The sequence below is a fragment of the Microbacterium sp. NPDC055502 genome (assembly GCF_053643635.1).
The window spans coordinates 879,183-902,974 of record NZ_JBSHKJ010000002.1 but is presented as its reverse complement, the minus strand read 5'-3'; the positions used below and the strand labels follow the sequence as shown (position 1 = coordinate 902,974).

20 protein-coding genes are annotated in these 23,792 nt (G+C 72.1%); 15 read left to right on the top strand and 5 right to left on the bottom strand.

What is annotated here, in order from left to right; translation table 11 throughout:
- From ACWH95_RS15390 to ACWH95_RS15375, 4 genes are all read right to left on the bottom strand, one after another.
- A complete protein-coding gene (locus ACWH95_RS15390) occupies positions 1–915 on the bottom strand; it encodes an ABC transporter permease (protein WP_136030919.1) in 915 nt (304 codons plus the stop codon).
- Entirely contained in the window at positions 912–1,955 is a 1,044-nt protein-coding gene (locus ACWH95_RS15385; protein WP_136035442.1) for an ABC transporter permease, read from the bottom strand. Before ACWH95_RS15385 ends, ACWH95_RS15390 begins: the two co-directional genes overlap by 4 nt.
- A gap of 72 nt (positions 1,956–2,027) precedes the next feature.
- Positions 2,028–3,833 (bottom strand): ABC transporter substrate-binding protein, encoded by a 1,806-nt coding sequence (locus ACWH95_RS15380; RefSeq protein ID WP_240745286.1) that lies wholly within the window; start codon positions 3,831–3,833, stop codon positions 2,028–2,030.
- Positions 3,834–4,149: 316 nt separating this feature from the next.
- Positions 4,150–5,298, bottom strand: a complete 1,149-nt coding sequence (locus ACWH95_RS15375) for a M20/M25/M40 family metallo-hydrolase (RefSeq protein WP_452313110.1) — start codon at positions 5,296–5,298, stop codon at positions 4,150–4,152.
- 92 nt (positions 5,299–5,390) lie between these two features.
- On the opposite strand from ACWH95_RS15375, the gene ACWH95_RS15370 reads away from it, so the two are divergent.
- From ACWH95_RS15370 to ndk, 15 genes are all read left to right on the top strand, one after another.
- Positions 5,391–6,173, top strand: coding sequence for a hypothetical protein (locus tag ACWH95_RS15370; RefSeq protein WP_378803787.1), 783 nt, complete (start codon positions 5,391–5,393; stop codon positions 6,171–6,173).
- On the top strand, positions 6,170–6,856 hold the full coding sequence (locus ACWH95_RS15365; protein ID WP_136030929.1) for a MurR/RpiR family transcriptional regulator: 687 nt from the start codon (positions 6,170–6,172) through the stop codon (positions 6,854–6,856). The genes ACWH95_RS15370 and ACWH95_RS15365 overlap by 4 nt, the downstream gene beginning before the upstream one ends.
- Complete coding sequence (gene menC, locus ACWH95_RS15360; protein ID WP_378803786.1) at positions 6,853–8,001, top strand: o-succinylbenzoate synthase; 1,149 nt, start codon at positions 6,853–6,855, stop codon at positions 7,999–8,001. The genes ACWH95_RS15365 and menC overlap by 4 nt, the downstream gene beginning before the upstream one ends.
- 30 nt (positions 8,002–8,031) lie before the next feature.
- Positions 8,032–8,922: an aminotransferase class IV gene (locus tag ACWH95_RS15355; protein WP_378803785.1), complete on the top strand. Its 891-nt coding sequence runs from the start codon at positions 8,032–8,034 to the stop codon at positions 8,920–8,922.
- A gap of 1 nt (position 8,923) precedes the next feature.
- Entirely contained in the window at positions 8,924–10,036 is a 1,113-nt protein-coding gene (locus ACWH95_RS15350) for a dipeptidase (RefSeq protein ID WP_454120930.1), read from the top strand.
- The gene (locus ACWH95_RS15345) at positions 10,033–10,746 is read left to right on the top strand and encodes a type 1 glutamine amidotransferase (RefSeq protein WP_247981819.1); all 714 of its coding nucleotides are present in this window, start codon (positions 10,033–10,035) and stop codon (positions 10,744–10,746) included. The genes ACWH95_RS15350 and ACWH95_RS15345 overlap by 4 nt, the downstream gene beginning before the upstream one ends.
- Positions 10,743–12,266 (top strand): serine hydrolase domain-containing protein, encoded by a 1,524-nt coding sequence (locus tag ACWH95_RS15340; protein ID WP_454120929.1) that lies wholly within the window; start codon positions 10,743–10,745, stop codon positions 12,264–12,266. The genes ACWH95_RS15345 and ACWH95_RS15340 overlap by 4 nt, the downstream gene beginning before the upstream one ends.
- A 94-nt stretch (positions 12,267–12,360) precedes the next feature.
- Positions 12,361–13,980: an ABC transporter substrate-binding protein gene (locus ACWH95_RS15335; RefSeq protein WP_378803782.1), complete on the top strand. Its 1,620-nt coding sequence runs from the start codon at positions 12,361–12,363 to the stop codon at positions 13,978–13,980.
- Positions 13,981–14,020: 40 nt separating this feature from the next.
- Positions 14,021–14,965, top strand: coding sequence for an ABC transporter permease (locus ACWH95_RS15330; RefSeq protein ID WP_136030942.1), 945 nt, complete (start codon positions 14,021–14,023; stop codon positions 14,963–14,965).
- The gene (locus ACWH95_RS15325) at positions 14,962–15,774 is read left to right on the top strand and encodes an ABC transporter permease (protein ID WP_136030943.1); all 813 of its coding nucleotides are present in this window, start codon (positions 14,962–14,964) and stop codon (positions 15,772–15,774) included. Before ACWH95_RS15330 ends, ACWH95_RS15325 begins: the two co-directional genes overlap by 4 nt.
- Positions 15,771–17,276 carry a dipeptide ABC transporter ATP-binding protein gene (locus tag ACWH95_RS15320; RefSeq protein WP_378803781.1) on the top strand — a complete coding sequence of 502 codons (1,506 nt, stop codon included), beginning with the start codon at positions 15,771–15,773 and terminating at the stop codon, positions 17,274–17,276. Before ACWH95_RS15325 ends, ACWH95_RS15320 begins: the two co-directional genes overlap by 4 nt.
- 252 nt (positions 17,277–17,528) lie before the next feature.
- On the top strand, positions 17,529–20,918 hold the full coding sequence (gene ileS, locus ACWH95_RS15315; RefSeq protein WP_136034039.1) for an isoleucine--tRNA ligase: 3,390 nt from the start codon (positions 17,529–17,531) through the stop codon (positions 20,916–20,918).
- The gene (locus ACWH95_RS15310; RefSeq protein ID WP_378803780.1) at positions 20,915–22,267 is read left to right on the top strand and encodes a bifunctional folylpolyglutamate synthase/dihydrofolate synthase; all 1,353 of its coding nucleotides are present in this window, start codon (positions 20,915–20,917) and stop codon (positions 22,265–22,267) included. The genes ileS and ACWH95_RS15310 overlap by 4 nt, the downstream gene beginning before the upstream one ends.
- Entirely contained in the window at positions 22,264–22,686 is a 423-nt protein-coding gene (locus ACWH95_RS15305) for a DUF4233 domain-containing protein (RefSeq protein WP_378803779.1), read from the top strand. The genes ACWH95_RS15310 and ACWH95_RS15305 overlap by 4 nt, the downstream gene beginning before the upstream one ends.
- A gap of 1 nt (position 22,687) precedes the next feature.
- Positions 22,688–23,104: a nucleoside-diphosphate kinase gene (gene ndk / locus ACWH95_RS15300; RefSeq protein WP_136034032.1), complete on the top strand. Its 417-nt coding sequence runs from the start codon at positions 22,688–22,690 to the stop codon at positions 23,102–23,104.
- 63 nt (positions 23,105–23,167) lie between these two features.
- On the opposite strand, the gene ACWH95_RS15295 is transcribed toward ndk, so the two are convergent.
- Positions 23,168–23,785: a vitamin K epoxide reductase family protein gene (locus tag ACWH95_RS15295; RefSeq protein WP_378822891.1), complete on the bottom strand. Its 618-nt coding sequence runs from the start codon at positions 23,783–23,785 to the stop codon at positions 23,168–23,170.
- Positions 23,786–23,792 lie beyond the last annotated feature (7 nt).

Below are 23,792 nucleotides of genomic sequence, written 5' to 3'. Positions count from 1 at the left end.
TCAGCGGCTCCTCAGCGTCGGGTTGGTGATGTTCTCGACCGCGCGGCCCATCACGGTGAAGGCCAGCACCACGAGCACGATCGCGATACCGGGCACGAGCACGTACCACCAGTAGCCGCTGGTCGCGGCGGAGACGTCCATCGCGTTCTTCAGGATCGAGCCCCAGGACTGCAGGGTCGTGTCGCCGAGGCCGAGGAACGCCAGCGTCGACTCGGAGATGATCGCGGAGCCGACCGTGAGGGTCGTGTTCGCGAGCACGAGCGGCAGCACCCCGGGCAGCAGGTGCTTGAGGATGATGTGCCAGTGGCCGGCGCCGAGCGCCCGGGAGCGCTCGATGTAGTCGCGCGACTCGACCGACAGCGTCTGCGCGCGCACCACGCGGGCCGTGCCCGCCCAGGAGGTGAGGCCGATGGCGATGATGATCGTCCACACTCCGCGGCTCAGCACCGACGACAGCACGATCGCGAGGATCAGCGACGGCAGCACCAGGAAGAAGTCGATGATGCGCATCATGAGGCCGCCGAAGAAGCCGGTGAAGTGTCCGGCGGCGATGCCGACGAGCGTGCCGATGATCATCGACATCGCGGTGGCGGCGAGGCCGACGAGCAGCGACACCCTGGCGCCCCACACCATGCGCACCCAGATCTCGCGACCCTGGTGGTCGGTGCCCAGCGGGTGCTCCCACGAGGGCGGGGCGAACCGCTGCACGTCGACGAGCTTCGTCACGTCGAGCATGCTCGCGGGGGCGATGACGGGCGCGAAGATCGCGACGAGCGCCACGATGATGAGGAAGACGAGCCCCACCATGCCGGCGCGGTGGTGCGCGAACTCCCGGCAGAAGCCGGTGAAGGCGACGCCGCGGCGGTGCCATGCCAGGGCGCGGGGCGAACGGATGGTCGGGGATGCCGTGGTCATGCGCGCCTCACCCTCGGGTCGAGCTGACGGTAGATGAGGTCCGCGATGAGGTTCATCACGATGATGATCGTGGAGAACACCACGAAGGTGCCCTGCAGGAGCGGGAGGTCGGGGCCGGAGATCGCCTCGAACGTGAGCTTGCCGAGGCCGGGCCAGGAGAACACCGTCTCCACGGTCACGGCTCCCGCGATCAGGCCGCCGATGTGCATGAACACGAGGGTGACGGTGGGAAGCAGCGCGTTCGGCACGGCGTGGCGGCGGCGCACGAGGTCTTCGCGGAGGCCCTTGGCGCGTGCGGTGGTGAGGTAGTCGGCGCCCATCTCCTCCAGGAGCGAGCTGCGCATCACCATGAGGTACTGCGCGTACACCACGGCGACCATCGTGATCACCGGCAGCACCATGTGCGAGATCACGTCGAGCACGATGCCCACCGGGTCGGTCGGCGGGTTGGGAGACACCATGCCGCCGGTGGGGAACCAGTGCAGCGTGCCGCCGAAGATCATCAGCAGCAGCAGGGCCAGCCAGAACGTCGGCACCGACCAGAACACGAGCGAGGTGCCGGAGACGATGCGGTCGAAGGTGGAGCCGTGCTTCCACGCCGCCTTCTGGCCGAGCCACAGGCCGAGCGCGATCGCGATCACCGCCGCGGTCCCGGTGAGCAGGATCGTGTTCCAGAAGTACTGGCCGATCAGCTCGGACACCGACGTGCGGTACACGTAGCTCGTGCCGAAGTTGAGGGTGAAGACGTTGCCGAGGTAGTCGAAGAACTGCTGCCACAGCGGCTTGTTCAGGCCGAGCTGCTCACGCAGCTGGTCGGCCTGCTCGGCGCTCATGCCGCGTTCGCGGGCGATCGAGGCGACCGGGTCGCCGGGCAGGATCTTGAAGGCGAAGAATCCGAGGAGAATCACCATCGCGAGGCTGATGGCCGCGCCGCCGAGCTTGCCGAGGATGTACCGGAGGGCGCCGACGCCGGTCGGCTGCTCTTCGGCGGCCGCGCTCGTGGCGATGGCCGAGGTGGAGGGGGGTACCGCGTTGGACATGGGGGTCTCCTTGCTGCGGAGCCGGAGACGTCGCGGGGGCGGGCTATCGCCGCCCGCGACGTCTCGCGGGGCTCATTCGACGTCGGCGATGTTGCGGCGTCGGATCAGGAAGAAGACCAGGGCGCCCACGACGATCACTCCCACGACGACTCCGCCGATGATGAGGCCCGTGTTGGTGCCCGTGCCGCCGGCCGTCGCGCCCTCGACCGGCTCCACGGTCAGGTAGCCCCAGTAGCCGGCCTGGTTGGCGATGATGCCGCCGTCCTTGGGCTGCAGGGTGAACCCGGTGAAGCGGTCGGAGCGGTACGCCTCGAGCGAGTTGGCGTACCAGGTGGCCACCTGCGCGGTGTCGGTGTAGTTCAGCGCGAGCATGTCGTGCACGATCTCCTGCCGCTTCTCCTCGTCGATCTCGGAGCGCTGCTGGGCGTACATCTCGTCGAACTCGGGGTTGCAGTAGCCGTCCTGCGTGGTGCCGCCGGTGCCGTCGGTCGCGGTCGGCAGGTTCATGCAGGTGTTGATGCCGAGCTGGTAGTCGGGGTCGGGGTTGACCGACCAGCCGCTGAAGTACAGGTCGTAGTCGCCGGACGTGGCCTTCGCGCTGATGGTGTCGGAGTCGGTGGACTCGACCGTGATCTCGATGCCGATGTCCTTCATCCACGGCACGAAGAAGTCGGAGATGGACTGCTCGTTCGCGTCGTCGGCATCGATCAGCAGGCGCAGCGCGAGACGCTGCCCGTCCTTCTCGCGGATGCCGTCGGCCCCGGGCGTCCAGCCGGCCTCGTCGAGCTTCGCCTGCGCGGCCTCGGGGTCGAAGCCGACGATCACGTCGTCGTCCTCCGACAGGTGCCACTTCGGGAAGGACGCGGGGATGAAGCTCGTCGCCAGCGTGCCCTCGCCGTCGAGCACCTTGTCGAGCAGGGTCGCGGTGTCGGTGCCGAGGCGGATGGCCTGGCGCACCTCGAGCTCCTTGAGCGCGGCGTTGCCGGTGCCGTAGGGGACGTTGTCGCGGGTCTGCTGGCCCACGTTGATGCTGATCGAGTGGTAGCGGCGGCCCTCACCGGAGTGGGTGGTGACGCCGTCGACGCCGTCGAGCGCCTCGAACTGGGTGGGGGTGAGACCGGTGACGAGGTCGACGTCGCCCGCCTTGAGGGCCTGCACCTGCGCGTCGGAGTTCGTGTAGTACACGTACTGGATCGCGTCGATCTTGGGGGCGCCGCGCCAGAAGTTCTCGTTCGCCTTCAGGGTGATGGACTGGTTGGCGGAGTAGCTGTCCAGCACGAACGGGCCGGAGCCGACGACCTCGGAGTCGTTGGCGAACGTGGTCGGGTCGTCGACCTTCTCCCAGATGTGCTTCGGCACGATCGGGATCTCGGAGCCGGGGTTCGGGGCCTGCGGGGTCTTCAGGGTGATGACGACGGTCTTGTCGTCGGGCGTCTCGACCGTGTCGAAGTTCGACACCAGGTTGCCGTTGGCGGTGCCCAGCGCGGGCACCGTGAGCATCTGGTCGTACGTGTACTTCACGTCGGCGGAGGTGATCGGCTCGCCGTCGGACCACACCAGGTCGTCCTGCAGCGTGAAGGTCCAGGTCTGGCCCCCGTCGGTGGCCTCCCACGAGTCCGCCAGCCCCTTGGTCGGGGAGCCGTCCTCAGCGTCGTTCTGCACGAGCGACTCGTACACGTACCGGATGATGTTGGTCGGCGTGAGGTAGATCGAGATGAACGGGTTGAACGTGTCGACGAACCCGGACGTCGCGATGCGCAGCGTGGTGTCCGATGCGGGGGATTCGGTGGCGGCGCTCGCGGTCTGCGCCTGGGCGGCACCGACCGGCGCGGCGACGAGAAGCGCGGTCGCGATCGCGGCGGCGGTCAGACTTCGCACTGATTTCGAGCGGGGGGCAAGACGCATGGAAGAAGTCCCTTCGGGCGCCGCCCGGATCCACGATGAAGCCGGGTCGGTGGAGACCATGCAAGCGGAAGTCGGGCCCGGGGTCAAGAGATTCGATGCGTATCGCGGAAGAAAAACTGCGGTCGTGGAGAAGACCCCCCGGCGCCGTTCGGGTGTAACACGGCGGAAACACGGGGCTGCCAGGATGCGCACGTGCGGGAACCGCCGAGACGGCGTCGCATCGTCACCGTGGAGATCCGGAACGTATCCTCGCCAGGGGTCCCGGGGCACGCGAACGGGAATCGTATCGTCAGTCCGCGGCGATCGTGAGCACGGCACGCAGGAGCGCGACCCGGTCGTGCAGGGAGGAGCGCAGGAAATGCTCGTCCACCGCGTGCGCGCCCCCGCCCCGTGGCCCGAAGCCGTCGACGGTCGGCAGCCCGAGCCCGCCCAGCAGGTTGGTGTCCCCGGCGCCCGCGGCCGGACGACCCTCGATGCGCTGACCGACACCGGCCGCCGCTTCGGAGATCTGCTCCAGCAGGGCGGCGTCCTGCGCGGAGGCCCGCCAGGCCGGCCGCGCGCTGAGCACCTCCGCCGTCACGGTCGCGCCCTCGCGCACCGGGTGCAGCGCGGCCAGGGCGTCGAGCACCCGGCGTTCGGTCTCGGGATCCGTGAAGCGCAGGCCGATCTCCGCCGCCGCCTCCGCCGGCACCACGTTCGTGCGGGCTCCTCCGGCGATCGTGCCGACGTTGCACAGCACCGGACCGGGCAGGGCGGGATCCGCGACGATGCGTCGCACCGCGAGCAGCTGGTCGACGAGTTCGTCCACGGCCGAGATCCCGTGCTCCGGATCGAGGGCGGCGTGGGCGGCGCGCCCGGTGACCGAGAGGCGCACCCGCGCGCTGCCGCGACGGCCGACCTTGAGGGCGCCGTCGGGGTGCGGCGACTCGAAGCCGATCGCCGCCGCGGTCCCGCGCGCGCGTGCGGCCAGCAGCGGCCCGGACACGGGGGAGCCGATCTCCTCGTCGCACACGAGCACCACCCGCACGGCCCGGCGCCGCTCGACCGCCAGCGGCTGGAGGGTGCGCAGAGCCTCGAGCATCACCGCGATCCCGGCCTTCATGTCGTAGGCGCCCGGTCCGCGGACGACGTCGCCGTCCTCCACCCAGGGCACCTCGCCGTCGAGGGCGCCGACGGGCCACACGGTGTCGGTGTGCCCGATGAACAGGAGCGGATCGCCCGTCCCCGGCACGTCGATCACCAGGTCGGTCCCGGCGCTCGTGGGCTCGCGGCGGACGGTGCCGCCGATGGCCTCGAAGCGGGCGCTCAGGACGTCGGCGATGCGGGCGCTAGCGGCGGTGTCGCGGCTCGGCGACTCGATCGACACGAGCTCGCGCACGAGTGCGATGATGTCGTCAGAAGAGTGGTCCGCGTGCTGCGCCGCCGGAGAAGTGGTCACAGTTACGAACCGTATCTGCCTCTTGATCCCCGTGCAAGCCGCCGATAACATCGCTCAGAGCAGCAGGACTCTTCAATCTTAGGAAACGTATCGTGCCTCATTTCTCCGTGGCCGCTGACGCGGGCATCGGCTACGGCTGTCGGGAGCTGACCCAGTACACCGAGTTCCGAGAGGCCGCGGCGCTGTACGCCAGGGTGTTCGCCTACACCGAGAGCGAGTACGCGCTGAACGCCAACCTGCTCACCGCGCTCGCCCGCAACGGCGGTTCGGCGATCGGGGCCTTCGCCGACGACGGCGCGCTCATCGGATTCGCCTACGGCTTCGCCGGGTGCGACACCGACGGCACGCTGTTCCACTACTCGCAGGCGGCCGCCGTCGAGGCCGCCCAGCAGGGCCGCGGCGTCGGTCAGGCCCTCAAGCTCGCGCAGCGCGCGGTCGCCCTCCGGTGGGGGCAGCGCACCATGCGCTGGACCTTCGACCCGCTGCTGTCGCGCAACGCGCACTTCAACCTCAGCTCGCTCGGCGCCGTCGGCATCGCGTTCGAGCGCGACTACTACGCGCGCCCCGACACCGACCGGCTCGTGGTCTCGTGGGACCTCACCGCCGCCACGCGGTCTCCGCGTGCCACGCCGCCGTCCGCCCCGGCGCTCGGGCCGGACGACTGGGGTCGCGCGGTCGCCGCACCGGACGGCACCTGGATCGCGATCCCCGTGCACCCCGGCCGCCTGAGCCCGGCCGAGCGCGAGGCGCTGCGCCGCGACCTCGAGCGCAGCATGACCGGGGTGTTCCACCGCGGGGAGGTCCTGGTGGCGGCGACGCGCCTCGACGATCAGACGGCGGTCTACCGCGCGACACCAGGGGAGGGCCCGGCATGAGCGACCACCACCACGAGGACCGCGACCTCGTCTCACCGCGCGACCGCTTCGGCGAGCGCATCCGCACCAACCAGTCGGCCGAGAGCATCCAGGCGCGCATCATCGAGACCGAGCAGCGCACCCTCGCGCAGACGTTCGAGGAGCTCAGCCGCTCGGCGCAGGTGCCGCAGGCGGCCGCGCTCCTGCTCGGCGCCCGCCGTCGCTACGTCGCGGGCGAGGGCAAGGCCGCCGCGTACGCGCAGCTGCTCACCGCCGATCTCTCCGCCACGCTGTCCAACGTGTTCCTCGTGGACGGGCACGCACTGCAGCCGCTCACCGTGCTGACCGATGTGCGCGCCTCCGACGTGCTGATCGCGTTCTCCCTGCGGCGCTACCGCGAGGAGACCGTGCGGCTCGGACGGCTGTTCCACGAGGCGGGCGGACAGCTCGTCGTGATCACCGACAGCGAGGACGCGCCGCTGGCACCGATCGCCACGTCGCTCATCCGCGTGCGCACCGGGTCGGCGTCGTACGCCGACTCGCCGACCCCGGTCGCGGCGGTCTGCCACCTGCTCAGCGCCCTGACCACGGCGAGCGCGAAGGGTGCGCGTCGCCGCCTGGCCGAGCGCGACCGGCTCGTGGCCCGCCTCGGCCTCTACGGCCCGGAGCAGCCGCGGCCGCGCAGCGAGGAGGGCGGCGCGTGAAGATCGACCGCATCCGCCTGTTCACGCTGCGCCAGCCGCTGCGGCACAGCTTCGAGACCAGCTCGCACCGCAAGTCCGGCATCGAGCACATCCTCGTCGAGGTCACCGACACGGACGGGCGCACCGGCTGGGGGGAGATCGCGTCCCCGAGCGACCCCTACTTCGGCGCGGAGACCACGGTGACCGCGTGGGAGATCGCCACGCGGTACCTGGTCCCCGCCCTGCTCGGAGCGACCGGCGACGACCCGGCCGACCTGGAGTCGACGTGGTCGCGCGTGCGCGGACACGAGTTCGCGAAGGCGGGATTCTCCGGCGCGGTGTGGGACCTGTACGCCCGCACGCACGGCATCGCGCTCGCCGCGGCGCTCGGCGGCACCAGGGACGAGGTGGTCGCGGGGGTCTCGCTCGGCATCGAACCGTCGATCGACGAGCTCCTCGCACAGGTCGAGCTGCAGCGCGCGGCCGGCTACCCGCGGGTCAAGCTCAAGATCGCGCCGGGGTGGGACGTGGAGCCCGTGCGGGCCGTGCGCGCCGCCCACCCCGACCTCGACCTCCACGTCGACGCCAACGGCGCCTACCCCGACGACGACGAGGCGGCCGCGGTGTTCGCGCGCCTTGACCGCGAGGGGCTCACCATGATCGAGCAGCCGTTCGGCCCCCACGAACTGGTGGCCCACGCGGAGCTGCAGGCGCGCCTCGACACGGACGTGTGCCTGGACGAGTCGGTCGTGGCGCTCGGCGACCTGCGCGCCATGATCCGTCTGGGCGCCGGGCGCATCCTCAACATCAAGGTCTCGCGGATGGGCGGGCTCGGGGTGGCACGCGCCGCGCACGACATCGCGCTCGACGCCGGCATCCCCGTGTGGTGCGGCGGCATGCACGAGTTCGGCGTCGGCAGGGCCGCGAACGTCGCGGTTTCGTCGTTGCCCGGCTTCCTGCTGCCCTCCGACGTGTCCGGATCGGACAAGTACTACGAGAGCGACATCATCGAGCCGCCCGTCACCGCTCAGGCGGGGCGTGTGCGGGTGCCGACCGGGCCCGGCCTCGGCCATGAGGTGCGGGTGGCGCGCATCGAGCGCGACGCCGCGCGGGTGTACGACTCCGCGGCGTCCGACGTGCGCGACACCGCCCTCACGCTCGGCTGACGGCCCCGGACCGCTGCGAGGAGTGGACCCATGCGCGCACTGCTGCTGTACCGGCTGGAGCTGTCCCCGGACACCGAACCCGCGGACGCCGTCGTCGAGGTGGACCCCGCGACCCCGATCATCCGCGCCACCGACCTGGGGGTGACCCGCGGGGACGGCGTGTTCGAGACCGCGGTCGTGCGCCACGGCGTGCCCCAGGCGCTGGAGGCGCACCTGCACCGGCTGGAACGGTCGGCTGCGCTGCTCGAGCTGCCGGCGCCGTCGCTCGACCGCTGGCGCACGGCCGTGCGCAGGGCGGCCGCCGCGGTGTCGCGACCCGGGGTGCTGCGCGACGGCGAGATCGCCTCGATCAAGTTCGCCATGACCCGCGGCGACGAGCTCGACCACGCGGGACCCACCGGCTGGGTGCTCGGCTTCGCGGGCGCCGACCCCTCGACCGTGCGCGCCGCGGGGGTCACCGCGGTGGTGCTCGACCGCGGGTACCGGCACGACGTGATGCACACGGCGCCCTGGCTGCTGCAGGGCGCGAAGTCGCTCGCCTACGCGGTCAACCAGGCGGCGCTGCGGGAGGCGGCACGCCGCGGTGCGGACGACGTGGTGTTCGTCAGCGCAGACGGGTTCGTGCTGGAGGGGCCGCGGTCGACCCTGATCGCCCGCATCGACGACACCCTGGTCACCCCGCCGCCGGAGTTCGGCGTGCTGCCGGGCACCACCCAGGGGGATGTGTTCGCGGGGCTCGCCGACCGCCGCACCGCGATCGTGCCCGTGACGCGGGAGGATCTGCGGCGGGCGGATGCCCTGTGGCTGTGCTCCAGCACGCGCGGTGCAGTGCCGGTGCGCGCCCTCGACGGCGCGGCCCTGGCGATCGACCATGAGCTCACCGCGCGGATGAACGCGGTGCTGGATGCACGGGAGGACTGACATGACCGGCGACGGACGGACTCTGGACAGGGTGTTCGACGGGCACAACGACCTGGCCTGGGCGAGCAGGACGCTGCTCGGGTACCGGGTGGACGAGCTGGCCGGGCCGGTCGCGGCCACTCAGACCGACCTTCCGCGGCTGGACGCCGGGGGCGTGGCGGCCCAGTTCTGGTCGGTGTGGGTCGACCCGGTGCTGGAGGGTGCGGAGCAGGTGGTGGCGACGCTGGAGCAGATCGACTTCGTGCACCGGCTGGCGGACGCCCACCCCGATCGGCTCGCCTTCGCCCGGACCGCGGCGGACGTCAGGGAGGCGATGGCCGAGGGGCGCATCGCCTCGCTGATCGGCATCGAGGGCGGCGACCAGCTCGGCGGCTCGCTCGCGGTGCTGCGCCAGTTCGCGCGGCTCGGTGCGCGCTACCTGACTCTGACGTGGTCGCGCACGATCGCCTGGGCGGATTCCGCGACCGACGAGGAGCGCCACGGCGGACTGACGGAGTTCGGGCGGGAGGTCGTGCGCGAGCTGAACCGCATCGGCGTGCTGGTCGACCTGTCCCACGTGGCGCCGAGCACGATGCGCGACGCGCTCGCGATCACCACGCGGCCCGTGATCGTGAGCCACTCCGGAGCGCGCGCGCTGTGCGACCACCCGCGCAACGTGCCGGACGACGTGCTCGCGGCCATCGGTGCGCAGGGCGGCGTGGTGATGGTGCCGTTCGTGCCGACGTTCCTGTCGCAGGCCAGACGCGACTGGTGGGAGGCGGGCGGTGCGGGCGAGGCCCCGGCGGTCGGGGTGAGCGACGCGGCCGATCACCTCGACCACGTCCGGCGCGTCGCGGGTGCGCACGCGGTCGGTATCGGCGCGGACTACGACGGTTCCGACGCGATGCCCGACGGTCTCGGCGACGTCTCGTGCTACCCGGCTCTGTTCGCCGAGCTCCGGCGACGCGGCTGGTCGGAGGAGGACCTGGCCGCTGCCGCCCACGAGAACGTGCTGCGCGTGCTCGCCGCCTCCGACCCCGACCACGAGGCGTTCCTCGCCGGCCGCGCGGGGTCTCCGGCCCCCGCGGCGCTGGTGCCCGCGGTCGACACCACCGCGCGAGAGGGGGCGGAATGAACGCCCGTGTGCTCGTGGTCGTGAACTCCGCCAGCTCGGGCCCGCGACGTCTGGGTGCGTGGCTCACGGAGCGCGGCCTCGACGTCCACCCGGTCGTGGGAGCGCAGGAGCCGCTGCCGACCTCGCTCGACGGCTACGCGGGGCTCGTGCTCCTCGGCGGGGGACTCATGCCCGACGACGACGACCGCGCGCCGTGGCTGGCGGCCGAGCGCGCGCTCGCCGCCGAGGCGATCGCCCGCGACTTCCCGACACTCGGCATCTGCCTCGGCGGTCAGCTGCTCGCGCACGTGGCGGGGGGCGAGGTGCGGGCCAAGACCGGGCCGGTCGAACGCGGGGCCACGCCCATCCAGCCCACGGACGCGGGGCGCGAGGACGCGGTGTTCGCCGCCCTCGGTGACGAGGCCCCCATGATCGAGAACCATCAGGACATGATCACGGCTCTCCCGCCCGCGGCCGTGCTGATGGCCTCCAGCGCGGCGGTGGAGAACCAGGCCTTCCGGCTGGGTGCGCACGTGCGCGGCGTGCAGTTCCACCCCGAGGCGTCCGCCGCCGACCTGGAGCGCTGGGACGACGCGGCGCTGCGTGGCGAGGGACGGTCGCTGCCGGCCCTGATCGCGGAGGCCGAACGCGTGCACGACCACAACACCGCCGCGAGCCGCGCGCTCATCGAGGCCTTCGCCGACGAGGTGCTCGCCGGGGTCTCGGCATGACGTCCCCCGGGCCCCGCGGGCCGGCGGAGGCGACGGACGAGGGCGTCCTCCGGCTCGGGCTGGACGACGACGCGCGGCGCGGGGCCCCCGCGGCCGTCGCGGCGGTGTGCGACCGGGGCACGGTGCGGGCGGTCGCGGTGCACGGACACCCGCGCGGCGACGGGCGCCCGACCACACGCGACACCGTGTTCCGCATCGCCTCGATGTCGAAGAGCTTCCTCGCCGCGACGGTCCTGGTGCTGCGCGACCGCGGACTGCTCGACCTGCACGCGCCGATCACCACGTCGGTACCGGGCGTGCGACTGCTCCACGACGGCCGGGAGTGCACGGTGACGGGGGAGCAGCTGCTGTCGAACCGCTCGGGGCTGGGAGAGGACAACGCCTGGGTCGACCGTCACCTCGGCGCCGGCCGGGAGGAGCTCGCGGCGCTGTTCGCGTCGGGGCTGCCGCTCGCCGCGGTCCCCGGCACCGTGTATCAGTACTCCAACCTCGGGCAGTCGCTGCTCGGGCGGGCGGTCGAGGCCGTGACCGGGAGAGCGGTGGAGGACGTGGTGCGCGAGGTGCTCCTGGAGCCGCTCGGGCTGCACCGCACCGCGCACACCCCCGACGCGTTCCCCGACGACGAGCGGGCGCACGGTTTCCGCACGTTCGACGGCGGGGAGACCTTCCGCCCCGAGCCGTTCGTGGGGGCGGGGGCGCTCGGGTGCATCGGCAGCATGGTCAGCACGGTGGACGACATCGCGACGTGGATGTGGTTCCTCGGCTCGGCGTTCACGGATGAGCCCGTGGCGCCGGAGGTGCTCTCACCCGCGTCACGCAGGGAGCTGCAGCAGCCGCGCACGCCCATCCCCGGGCCGCCAGGGGCGTTCCCCGGACACGAGCTCGCCGCCGCCGGCTACGGCTACGGGCTGGTCGTCGAGGAGGATCGACGGTTCGGGCGGATCGTGCAGCATTCGGGCGGGCTGCCCGGGTTCTCGTCGCACATGCGGTGGCACGCCGCGACCGGGCTCGGCGTGGTCGCCTTCGGCAACTCGGATGACTTCGCGGCGCGGCGCGTGGCCGGCGTCGCACTGGACGAGCTCCTCGCGGGCACGGGGGCGCCGTCGGCCGTGGTGCGACCGTGGCGGGAGACCGTGGCGGCGGCGCAGGCCATCGATGCGGCGATCCGTGAGGGCCGGTCCGCCTCCGCGTATCCCGTCCTCGCGGATCACGTGCTGGCCGACGTGCCCGCGGATGTGCGGAATGCGCGGCTGGGCGCCCAGCTCGAGGAGATCGGCGGACTCGTGCCGGAGCAGGCGCCGTTCGCGGAGCGTGTGGTCGCCGCCGGGAGCGAGGCCGAGCTGCGCTGGCGGATCGCGGGAGTGCGGGCCGATCTGCGCGTCGAGGTGCGGATGATCGGGCTGCCCGAGCCGCGGATACAGGGGCTGTCGGTCGTGGTCGTGCCGACGGGCGAGTCGCGCGCCGAGGGGGAGCAGCCGGGCCCGGCCGACCGCCACCGCCTCGTGCTCCCCGCGCTCTGACCTCCGGCGCACGAGGGCCGCGGTCACACATCGACCCCGTCCAAAAATCGGTTCTAGGATGGATCCATCCCACCCGATCGTTCTGAGGACCGTCATGCCCGCCACCCCCGTGCGTCGTCTCCTGCCCGCCGCCGCGCTCGCCGCCGTCACCGCCCTGGTGCTCGCCGCGTGCGCCGGTCCCTCCACCGATGCCGACGGGGAGGTGGGCGATGAGCTCGTCTGGTCGATCGAGGGCGCGAACCTCTCCGCGGGGCACATGGATCCGCAGGTCAGCCAGCTCGACGTCTCCGGCATGGTGCAGCGCGCCGTGCTCGACTCGCTCGTGTTCCAGGAGGAGGACGGCAGCTTCAGCCCGTGGCTGGCGACGGAGTGGGAGGTGTCGGACGACAGCACCGAGTACACCTTCACGCTTCGCGACGACGTGACCTTCACCGACGGCGAGCCGTTCGACGCCGAGGCCGTGAAGGCGAACTTCGACCGCATCGTCGACCCGAAGACCAAGTCCGCGCAGGCGGCCAGCATGATGGGCGCCGACTTCTACGAGGGCACGGAGGTCGTCGACGAGCACACCGTGAAGGTCACGTTCACGCAGCCGTACGCCCCGTTCCTGCAGGCCGCCAGCACGCCGCAGCTGGGCTTCTACTCGCCCGCGGTGCTGAAGGAGTCCGCGGCGAAGCTGAAGGCCGGGGGCCCGGGCGTCACCGTGGGCACCGGTCCCTTCGAGCTCACCGATTACACGCCCGATCAGGAGCTCGTGTACACGCGCAACGACGACTACGCCTGGGGGCCGCACGGGGAGAAGGCGCCGTCGTTCCAGACGCTGCGCGTGGAGATCCAGCCCGAGGCCGCCGTGCGCAGCGGCGTCGTGCGCAGCAGCGAGGCCGACCTCGCCAGCGACATCCCGCCGAACCTGGTCGAGGAGCTCGGCGACGGTGTCACGGTCGACTCGGTCGAGTACCCCGGCCTGCCCTACTCGCTGTACCTGAACGAGAAGTACGGCGTGTTCGCCGACGAGAAGGTGCGCCAGGCGTTCGCGCGGGGCATCGACATCGACGCCGCCGTGGAGGAGATCTACTTCGGCCAGTTCCCGCGGGCGTGGAGCATCCTCGGCTCGACGACGCCCGGGTACGACGCGGCGCTGGAGGGCACGTGGCCGTACGACCAGGACGCCGCGAACGCGCTCCTCGACGAGGCCGGGTGGACCGAGCGCGACGCCGACGGCATCCGCATGAAGGACGGCGCGCGCCTCTCGGTGCGCTGGATCGCGTGGACCCCGGTGCCCGACGACCAGGCCGCGCTCGCGAACGCCATCCAGTCCGACCTCAAGGCGATCGGCTTCGAGGTGCAGCGCGAGGTGCTGGAGCCGGGCGCCTACAACGCGCAGTACGAGCCGAAGACGTTCGACCTCACGGACTGGGGCTTCTCGGGCGTGGACGCCGACTTCCTGCGCAACCACCTGCACAGCGAGGGCTTCCAGAACGCCTCGCAGGTCACCGACCCCCAGATCGACGCGCTGCTGGAGCAGGCGGTCTCCTCGAGCGACCAGGACACCCGCAACGCCCTGTACGCGCAGCTGCAGGAGTGGAACGCCACGTACACCGCGATCGTGCCGCTCTACAGCCCGTCCGCGATCACGGCGGTCGGCGAGCGCGTGAACGGCCTGCAGTACGACCTGTACGGCCGGCCGCTGTTCTACGATGTGACCCTCGGCTGAGTCCGCTCAGCCGCCGGGACGAGGGAAGCAGGACGCAACGGTGAAGGCTGCCCTGCCGCGGATCGCCGGCCTCCTCGCGACCGTGGTGGTGGTGCTGTGGGGCGCCGCCACCCTCGCGTTCCTCGCCTTCCGGCTCATCCCCGGCGACCCGGTCTCGGTGATGCTCGGCCCGCAGGCGCAGGTGAGCGATGAGGTGAAGGACGGCATCCGCGCCGAGCTCGGGCTCGACCGGCCCGTCCTGGAGCAGTACGCGTCGTTCATCGGGCAGCTCGCCCGGGGCGACCTGGGCGAGTCGTATCAGCTGCGGCTGCCGGTGACCGAGGTGATCGGCCGTCAGCTCGGGGCGACCCTGCAGCTGTCCGCGCTGGCCCTGGCGATCGCCGTGGTGCTCGCGCTCGCCGTGACCGTGCTGGTGCGCGGACGGACGGCGCGCGCGGTGGCCGCGGCGGTCGAGCTGGTCGTGCTGTCCTCGCCGGTGTTCTGGATCGGGCTCGTGCTGCTGAGCGTCTTCGCGTTCGGTCTGGGGTGGTTCCCGGTGTCGGGCGCCCGCAACCCTGCGACCCTCGTGCTCCCCGCGGTCACGCTCGCACTGCCGGTGGCGGCCCTGCTGAGCCAGGTGCTGCGCGACGCGCTCGTGCAGGCCGAGCGGATGCCGTTCGCCGAGACGGTCCGCGCGCGGGGGGCGAGCCCGTCGTGGTTCACGCTGCGGCACGGACTCCGTCACGGCGCGGCCTCGGGCATCACGCTGGCCGCCTACCTCACGGGCTCGGTGCTGGGCGGCGCGGTGCTGGTGGAGACGGTGTTCGCGCGGCCGGGGCTGGGGCGCGTGACCCTCGCGGCGATCAGCGACCGCGACCTCCCCGTCATCACCGGCATCATCCTGCTGAGCGCCGTCGTGTTCGTGGCGGTGAACCTCGTGGTCGAGCTCGTGCATCCGCTGATCGACCCCCGGGTGCGGGCCGCAGCGGCCGGAGGCGCCCGATGAGCCGCGGTCAGCGGGCGGCCCTGTGGTCGGCGGTCGCGGTGCTCGCGGTGATCGCGGTCGCGGCGGTGTGGCCCGACCTCCTCGCCCCGCAGGACCCGCTGCAGACCGACGTGCGTTCGGCCCTGCTGCCGCCCAGCCCCGAGCACCTGTTCGGCACCGACCAGAGCGGACGCGACGTGTACGCGCGCGTGGTGCACGGGGCCGGGCGGTCGCTGGGCATCGGGCTCCTCGCGACCGGGATCGCGGTCGTCGTCGGGCTGCTCGTCGGCGCGGTGGCGGGGATGGCGCCGCGGGGCGTGGACCTCACCGTGATGCGGGTCAACGACGTGCTGATGGCGTTCCCCGAGTTCCTGGTGGCGCTCGTGGTGGTCGCGGTGCTGGGCCCGGGACCGGTGAACATCGCGATCGCGGTGACCCTGGCCGCGGTGCCGGTGTACGTGCGCCTGGCCCGGGTGCAGACCAGGACGCTGCGCGTGGCCGAGCACGTGGAGGCCGCGCGCATCCTCGGGGTGCCGCCGCTGCGGGCCTTCACCCGGCACGTCGCCCCCGGGGTGCTGGGCTCGCTCAGCGTGCTCGCGACGATCGGCATCGGATCCAGCATCCTCGCCGCCGCCGGGCTCAGCTTCCTCGGCCTCGGGCCGTCCGAGCCGACCCCGGAGTGGGGGCTGATGCTCGCCGGAGGCCGGAACGTGCTCGGACAGGCGTGGTGGATCTCGGTCTTCCCCGGCATCGCGATCACGCTCTCGGTCGTGTGCGCGACGGTCGTCGGACGGATCCTGCGGGCCAGGGCGGACGGGAGGACGGCATGAGGGCGCTCGAGCTGCGGGGGCTGCGGATCGCGTTCGACGGCACGGCGGTCGTGGACGGCGTCTCCCTGTCGGTCGAGCGCGGCGAGTGCGTCGCGATCGTGGGGGAGTCCGGTGCGGGCAAGACCCTCACCGCCCGCGCTCTGCTCGGGCTCACGCCGCGTGCGGCGACCGTGACCGCGGAGGGGCTCGTGATCGACGGGACGGATGCCGCCGCCCTCGGCGAGCGCGCCTGGCGGCGGCTCCGCGGCGCGCGGATCGGCCTGGTGGCGCAGGACGCGCTGATCTCGCTCGACCCCCTGCGCCGCATCGGGGCGGAGGTCGCCGAGCCCCTGCGCCTGCACCGCCTCGCGCGCGGCCGGGGCGCCGTGTCGCAGCGGGTGCAGGAGCTGCTGCGGCGCGTGTGGCTGCCCGAGCCGGAGCGCCGCGCCCGCCAGTACCCGCACGAGCTCTCCGGGGGACTCCGCCAGCGCGCCCTGATCGCCTCGGCGCTCGCGGCGTCCCCGGCGGTGCTGGTCGCGGACGAGCCGACGACGGCGCTGGACGCGACGGTGCAGGCGCGCATCCTCGACCTGCTGCGGGAGATCGCCGACAGCGGGACAGCGGTGCTGTTCATCAGCCACGACGTCGCGGCCGTGCGCCGGCTGGCCGACCGGGTGCTGGTGATGAAGGACGGCGTCGTGGTGGAGTCGGGTCCGGTCGCGGAGGTGCTGGAGCGTCCGCAGCACGAGTACACCCGGGAGCTCATCGCCGCGACCCTGCACGAGCCGCGCGACGCTCCCGCCGGCGAGGCGGCCCCGATCCTCGTGGCCGAGGGCGTGGCGAAGTCGTTCGGCGCCACGGCCGCCGTGGCCGACGCGTCGTTCACGGTGCCGGAGGGGCGCACGCTCGGGATCGTGGGAGAGTCCGGGTCGGGCAAGACCACGCTCGCGCGGCTCCTGGTCGGCGTCGAGAAGGCGGACACCGGGTCGCTCGCCTGGCAGGGATCGCCGCGGGTGCAGCTCGTGCACCAGAACCCGCTCGGCGCGTTCGACCCGAGGTGGACGATCGGGCGGTCGCTGCGCGAGGCCCTGGAGGCCGGCGGGGTGCCCCGGTCCGAGCGCCGTGCACGGGTCGCGGGGCTGCTCGCCGAGGTCGGCCTCGCCCCGGAGCTGGCCGCCCGGCGCCCGCTCGCCCTCTCCGGCGGACAGCGCCAGCGCGCGGCCATCGCCCGGGCGCTCGCCGCCGACCCCGAGGTGCTGGTGCTCGACGAGCCGGTGTCCGCGCTCGACCCCTCGGTGCGCGAGCGCGTGCTGCGACTGCTGGCGCGGCTGCAGCGGGAGCGACGGCTGACGATGGTCCTGGTCTCGCACGACCTCGACGTGGTGGGCGCGGTCGCCGACGAGGTGCTGGTCATGCAGGACGGGCGCATCGTCGAGCAGGGCACGACGGCCGAGGTGTTCGCCGCGCCGCGACACCCGTTCACGCGCGAGCTCCTGGCCGCGGCCGGTACCGCGCGCCCCTGACCCGATGCCGTGGTCCCGGGGTGCCGCATCCGCGTACACTGGGAGCACGAGCATCGATCCGGCCATCACCGGGGAGCTCTCGGAAGAACGGTCCCGGCCCCGCGCCGTGGCTCAGTAGAACCGAGCGGGGCAGGCCCGTCACAGCCGCAGTGAGAGTGGTCGCGTCGCATGGCGCGGCACGCGAGGTGGTACCGCGGTCCGCGAGGGTCGTCCTCGCAGCAGCATCCGCCACGACGACCACTGCGAGACACGATGACCTACCCGCGCTCCTCCTTCGGACCCGCCGCCGACCAGGCCGCCACTGTGGCGCCGAGCCCCCGCTTCCCGCAGATCGAGGAGGAGGTGCTCGACTTCTGGAAGACCGACGACACCTTCCGCACCTCCATCGCGCAGCGCGAGGGCGCCCCCGAGTGGGTGTTCTACGACGGCCCTCCCTTCGCCAACGGGCTGCCCCACTACGGCCACCTCCTGACCGGCTACGCGAAGGACGTGTTCCCGCGCTTCCAGACCATGATCGGCAAGAAGGTCGACCGCGTCTTCGGATGGGACACGCACGGTCTTCCCGCCGAGCTCGAGGCGATGAAGCAGCTCGGCATCACGGAGAAGCGCGAGATCGAGGAGATGGGCATCGACGTCTTCAACGAGAAGGCGCGTTCGTCCGTCCTGAAGTACACGCACGAGTGGCAGGACTACGTCACCCGCCAGGCGCGCTGGGTCGACTTCGAGCGCGGCTACAAGACGCTCGACCTCGGCTACATGGAGAGCGTGCTGTGGGCCTTCAAGACCCTGTACGACAAGGGACTCGCCTACGAGGGCTATCGCGTGCTGCCGTATTGCTGGCGCGACGAGACCCCGCTCTCCGCGCACGAGCTGCGCATGGACGACGACGTGTACCAGATGCGCCAGGACCCGTCGGTGACCGTGACCTTCCCGCTCACCGGCGCCAAGGCCGAGGCGCTCGGGCTCACCGGCGTGCGCGCGCTCGCCTGGACGACCACCCCGTGGACGCTGCCGACCAACCTCGCGCTCGCCGTGGGGCCCGACATCGAGTACGTCGTGCTCCCCGCGGGGCCTGCGGGCGCGGCCGACGTGCACCAGGGGCGCGGCGCGCCCTCGGCCGACCTGGTCGCCGTCGAGTCGTCGGCGCACCGCTACCTGCTCGCGAAGGACCTGCTGGGCGGCTATGCCAAGGACCTCGGCTACGAGAGCGCGGAGGAGGCGGCGGCCGCGGTCGACGCGACGCTGCGCGGCGCGGAGCTGGCCGACATCACGTACGACCGGCTGTTCGACTACTACGCCGACGAGGAGACCTACGGCACCCAGCACGCCTGGCGCATCCTCGTCGACGACTACGTCACCACGACCGACGGCACCGGCATCGTCCACCAGGCGCCCGCCTACGGTGAGGACGACCAGCGCGTGGCGGGGGCCGCGGGCATCCCGACGATCCTGTCGCTCGACGACGGCGGCCGCTTCCTGCCGAACGTGACCGATGTCGCGGGCGAGCTGTGGATGGACGCCAACAGCCCGCTCGTGCGGATCATCCGCGACAACGGGCGTCTGGTGCGTCTGCAGAGCTACGAGCACTCGTACCCGCACTGCTGGCGGTGCCGGAACCCACTGATCTACAAGGCCGTGTCGAGCTGGTTCGTCCGCGTCACCGACATCAAGGACGACATGCTCGCGAACAACGAGCAGATCACCTGGGTGCCGGAGAACGTCAAGCACGGACAGTTCGGCAAGTGGCTCGAGGGCGCGCGCGACTGGTCCATCAGCCGCAACCGCTACTGGGGCTCGCCGATCCCGATCTGGAAGAGCGACGACCCCGAGTACCCGCGCGTCGACGCGTACGGGTCGCTGGAGGAGCTGGAGCGCGACTTCGGCACGCTGCCGCGCAACCCGGAGGGCGAGGTCGACCTGCACCGGCCGTACATCGACCACCTGACGCGCCCGAACCCCGACGACCCGACGGGCAAGAGCACGATGCGCCGCATCGAGGACGTGTTCGACGTGTGGTTCGACTCCGGCTCGATGCCGTACGCGCAGGTGCACTACCCGTTCGAGAACCAGGAGTGGTTCGACTCGCACTCCCCGGCGGACTTCATCGTGGAGTACATCGGCCAGACCCGTGGCTGGTTCTACGTCATGCACGTGCTGTCGACCGCGCTGTTCGACCGCCCGGCGTTCACGGGCGTCAGCTGCCACGGCATCGTGCTCGGCAGCGACGGCTACAAGATGTCGAAGTCGCTGCGCAACTACCCCGACGTGTCCGAGGTGCTCGACCGCGACGGCTCCGACGCCATGCGCTGGTTCCTCATGTCGAGCGCCGTGCTGCGCGGCGGCAACCTGATCGTCACCGAGGAGGGCATCCGCTCCGGCGTGCGGGAGTTCCTGCTGCCGCTGTGGAACTCGTGGTACTTCTTCGCCACCTACGCCAACGCCTCGGGCGACGGCGGGTACGAGGCGTCGTGGTCCACCTCCTCCACCGACGTGCTCGACCGCTACATCCTGGCGCGCCTGGGCGATCTGGTGCGCGAGGTGCGGGCCGACCTGGAGGGCCTCGACTCGACCACCGCGTCGGCCCGGCTGCGCGACTTCGCCGAGGTCCTGACCAACTGGTACATCCGCCGGTCGCGCGACCGGTTCTGGGTGGGCGTCACCGACGACCCGCAGAGCCGCGAGGCGTTCGACACGCTCTACACCGTGCTGGAGACGCTGTGCCGCGTGGCCGCCCCGCTCGTGCCGCTGGTCAGCGAGCGCGTGTGGCAGGGCCTCACCGGCGGCCGCAGCGTGCACCTGCAGGACTGGCCGGACGCCGGGCAGTTCCCGGCGGCCGACGAGATCCGCGACGCGATGGACGCCGTGCGCGAGCTGTCGAGCGTGGGCAACGCGCTGCGCAAGAAGGAGAAGCTGCGCGTGCGGCTGCCGCTCGCGCGCCTCACCGTCGTGTCGCCGCTGGCGGGCGACCTCGGGCAGTTCGAGGACATCCTCCGCGAGGAGCTGAACGTGAAGTCCGTCGAGCTCGTGTCCCTCACGGAGGACGCCGCGGCGGAGTACGGCATCAGCCACCGGCTGAGCGTGAACGCGCGGGCGGCCGGTCCGCGACTGGGCAAGGACGTGCAGAAGGCGATCCAGGCAGCGCGCTCGGGCGACTGGTCGGAGAGCGACGGCGTCGTCACCGCCGGCGGCATCGCGCTGGAGCCGGCGGAGTACGAGCTCGTGCTGGAGACGACGGGCCGGCCCGAGGGCGAGGCCCTGGCGATCGTGCCGTCGGGCGGCTTCGTGCTGCTCGACACCCGCACCACGCCGGAGCTGGAGGCCGAGGGGCTCGCGCGCGACGCGATCCGCGTGGTGCAGGAGGCGCGCAAGAACGCGGGGCTCGACGTGAGCGACCGCATCGTGCTGGCGCTGAATGCGGCGCCCGCGGAGGCTCCGGCGCTGGAGGCGCACGCCGAGCTGATCGCCGCGGAGACCCTCGCCGTCGCGTTCGCGGTGCAGTCCACGGACGAGCTCGACCGTCTCGTCGACGAGGTCACGAGCCCCGGCGACGGCGTGCACCGCAGTGGGGCGAAGGCCCTCGGGGCGGGCAAGGCGCCCCTGATCGTCACGATCGACACGAACCTGGAGAGGGTGGGCGCATGAGCGCGAGGGACAGGGCGGACGCCGTCTACGAGACGCTGCTGAGCCGTGCGGGGGAGCGGTGGGTGCAGCCGCGCAAGGAGCGCACGGCCCGCGTGCTCCAGTACCTGGACGACCCGCAGCGCACGTACCGCGTGATCCACATCACCGGAACGAACGGCAAGACCTCGACCGCACGGATGATCGAGAGCCTGCTGCGCGCGCACGACCTGCGCACGGGCCTGTTCACGAGCCCGCACCTGGAGCGCTTCACGGAGCGCATCATGATCGACGGCGAGCCGATCGCCGATGAGGCCGTGGCCGACGCCTGGGACGAGATCAAGCCGTTCGTCGCGATCGTCGACGCCGAGCTGGAGGCCGAGGGCGAGGAACCCCTCACGTTCTTCGAGCTGCTGACGGTGCTGGCCTTCGTCGCGGTCGCCGACGCCCCGGTCGACGTGCTGGTGCTCGAGGTGGGCATGGGCGGCGAGTGGGATTCCACGAACACGGCGGACGGCGACGTGGCGGTGTTCGCGCCGATCGACATCGACCACGCCGACCGCCTGGGCGACACGATCGCGAAGATCGCGGAGGTCAAGGCCGGCATCATCAAGGAGGGCGCAGCGGTCGTCTCCGCGCAGCAGCCCGCGGAGGCCGCCGAGGTGCTGCGTCGCGTGGCCGCCGAACGACACGCGACCATCGCCTTCGAGGGCGAGGACTTCGGTCTCGCAGAGCAGAAGCTCGCGGTCGGCGGGCAGCTGCTGACGATCCGCGGCCTGGCCGGGCAGTACGCCGAGGAGTACCTGCCGCTGTACGGTGCGCACCAGGGACACAACGCCGCCCTCGCGGTCGCGGCGGTGGAGTCGTTGATCGGCGGTGCCTCGCAGGCCATCGCGGGCGGCATCATCTCGGACGGCCTGCAGGGGAGCACCTCGCCGGGGCGGCTGCAGCTGCTCGGCATCGCGCCGACGGTGATCGTCGACGGCGCGCACAACCCGCACGGCGCCGCCGCGCTCGCCCAGGCCCTCGACGACAGCTTCGACTTCGACGAGTGGGGTCTGGTGCTGGGCATCCTGGCCGACAAGGACGCGGCGGGCATCGTGGCGACCCTCGCGCCGGCCGCGGCGCACGTGTTCGCGACCGCGCCGGAGTCGGATCGCGCGAGCGATGCCGACATGATCGCCGACCTCGTCGAGCAGACCGGCCGCCGGGCGACCGTCCACCCGTCTCTGGCCGACGCCGCCGACGCGGCGCGCGAGTGGGCGGCCGCCTCCGACCGCCGCGCCGTGATCATCGCCGGATCGGTCGTGCTCGCGGGGGAGGCCATCGCGCTCTCGGAGGACGAGGACTGGAAGGCGGGGTGGCGCGCATGAGTGCCGGCGCCGCGTCCTCCCGCCCCGCGCGCCGGCCCCGTCCGCCGCGCACGCTGGTGCAGAAGCTCGCCCCGATCGTGCTCGGCTTCGAGGCGATCGTGGTGTTCCTCGTGGGTCTGACGCTGTTCGGCCTCAAGGCGCTGCCGGCGGGCATCGAGCAGTGGTGGGGCATCGTCGGCGGTGCCGTGCTGGCCCTCGCGTGCATTGTGATCGCGGGGCTCATCACGAGGCCGGGGGCGATCGCCGCCGGCTGGATCGTGCAGGTCATCGTGGCCCTGGCGGCGATCGCCGTGCCGGCGGTGCTGCTCGTCGTGCTGATTTTCGGCGGCATGTGGGCGTATGCGACCATCATGGGGGCTCGGCTGGACGCACGACGTCCCGCTCAGCCCTCGACCGAGACTCAGACAGAGAGTGAATGACATGGCCACCGAAGAAACCCTCGTCCTCGTCAAGCCCGACGGCGTCGCCCGCGGCCTCACCGGCGCGATCCTCGCCCGCATCGAGGCGAAGGGCTACGCGCTCGTCGACATCCGCCTGGTCGAGCCCGACCGCGACCTGCTCGCGCAGCACTACGCCGAGCACGAGGGCAAGCCGTTCTACGAGCCGCTGCTGGAGTTCATGATGTCGGGCCCCTCCGTCGCGATCCGGCTCGCGGGCAACAGGGTCATCGAGGGGTTCCGCTCGCTCGCCGGCACCACCGACCCGACGACCGCCGCGCCCGGCACGATCCGCGGCGACTTCGGGCGCGACTGGGGCCTGAAGGTGCAGCAGAATCTGGTGCACGGTTCGGACAGCCCGGAGTCGGCCGCCCGGGAGCTGGGCATCTGGTTCGACTGACGACCACACGACGAAGCCCGTCCGCCGAGAAGGCGGACGGGCTTCGTCGTGCGTGCGGCCGGTTCAGAAGACCATGCCGATGACCTCGCCCAGCAGGTCGAGCCCGCGCAGCTGCGCGAGCAGGATCACCACGGCGTAGGCCAGGACGGTCGCGAGCGGCACCCACGCCATGAGGCGGTTCGCGCGGGCCTGGGTCTTCTCGTTGCTCGTGAGGCTCCCGTTGCGGGTGAGGTGGAGCATGGTCGCGAAGAACGTGGGGATCGTGACAGACCAGGTGAGCATGCACCAGGGGCAGAGCACGCCGAGGTTGGGGGCGTACAGGCTCTGCCAGATCAGCCAGCAGACGAGCCCGAAGGCGAAGGTGATTCCGGCGCCGAACGTGAGCCAGAACCAGCGGGGGAAGCGGGCGCCGGCGAGCAGGGCGACGCCCATGAACAGCGGCGCCATCCAGCCGGCGATGCCGATGATCGGGTTCGGGAAGCCGAACACCTCGCCCTGCCACGAGCCGAGGTTCTTCCCGCACTGGATCATGACGCTCACGTTGCAGCTGAGGTCGGCGTCGGGGTTCGCGAGCTGGATGAACTTGTCCATCGTGAGCTGGAAGGCGGCGAACCACCCGATGACGGCCGCGACGATCAACCAGACGGCGTAGACGACGGGGCGGGTGCGCTGCTCGCTCATGTTCAGG

Excerpts from the sequence above, each read along its gene's own strand:
- ACWH95_RS15335 (WP_378803782.1), top strand. The coding sequence starts at position 12,361 with ATGCCCGCCACCCCCGTGCGTCGTCTCCTGCCCGCCGCCGCGCTCGCC.
- ACWH95_RS15325 (WP_136030943.1), top strand. The coding sequence starts at position 14,962 with ATGAGCCGCGGTCAGCGGGCGGCCCTGTGGTCGGCGGTCGCGGTGCTC.
- ACWH95_RS15345 (WP_247981819.1), top strand. The coding sequence starts at position 10,033 with ATGAACGCCCGTGTGCTCGTGGTCGTGAACTCCGCCAGCTCGGGCCCG.
- ACWH95_RS15355 (WP_378803785.1), top strand. The coding sequence starts at position 8,032 with ATGCGCGCACTGCTGCTGTACCGGCTGGAGCTGTCCCCGGACACCGAA.
- ndk (WP_136034032.1), top strand. The coding sequence starts at position 22,688 with ATGGCCACCGAAGAAACCCTCGTCCTCGTCAAGCCCGACGGCGTCGCC.
- ACWH95_RS15340 (WP_454120929.1), top strand. The coding sequence starts at position 10,743 with ATGACGTCCCCCGGGCCCCGCGGGCCGGCGGAGGCGACGGACGAGGGC.
- ACWH95_RS15320 (WP_378803781.1), top strand. The coding sequence starts at position 15,771 with ATGAGGGCGCTCGAGCTGCGGGGGCTGCGGATCGCGTTCGACGGCACG.
- ACWH95_RS15350 (WP_454120930.1), top strand. The coding sequence starts at position 8,924 with ATGACCGGCGACGGACGGACTCTGGACAGGGTGTTCGACGGGCACAAC.
- ACWH95_RS15310 (WP_378803780.1), top strand. The coding sequence starts at position 20,915 with ATGAGCGCGAGGGACAGGGCGGACGCCGTCTACGAGACGCTGCTGAGC.
- ACWH95_RS15295 (WP_378822891.1), bottom strand. The coding sequence starts at position 23,785 with ATGAGCGAGCAGCGCACCCGCCCCGTCGTCTACGCCGTCTGGTTGATC.
- ACWH95_RS15385 (WP_136035442.1), bottom strand. The coding sequence starts at position 1,955 with ATGTCCAACGCGGTACCCCCCTCCACCTCGGCCATCGCCACGAGCGCG.
- ileS (WP_136034039.1), top strand. The coding sequence starts at position 17,529 with ATGACCTACCCGCGCTCCTCCTTCGGACCCGCCGCCGACCAGGCCGCC.
- ACWH95_RS15365 (WP_136030929.1), top strand. The coding sequence starts at position 6,170 with ATGAGCGACCACCACCACGAGGACCGCGACCTCGTCTCACCGCGCGAC.
- ACWH95_RS15390 (WP_136030919.1), bottom strand. The coding sequence starts at position 915 with ATGACCACGGCATCCCCGACCATCCGTTCGCCCCGCGCCCTGGCATGG.
- ACWH95_RS15305 (WP_378803779.1), top strand. The coding sequence starts at position 22,264 with ATGAGTGCCGGCGCCGCGTCCTCCCGCCCCGCGCGCCGGCCCCGTCCG.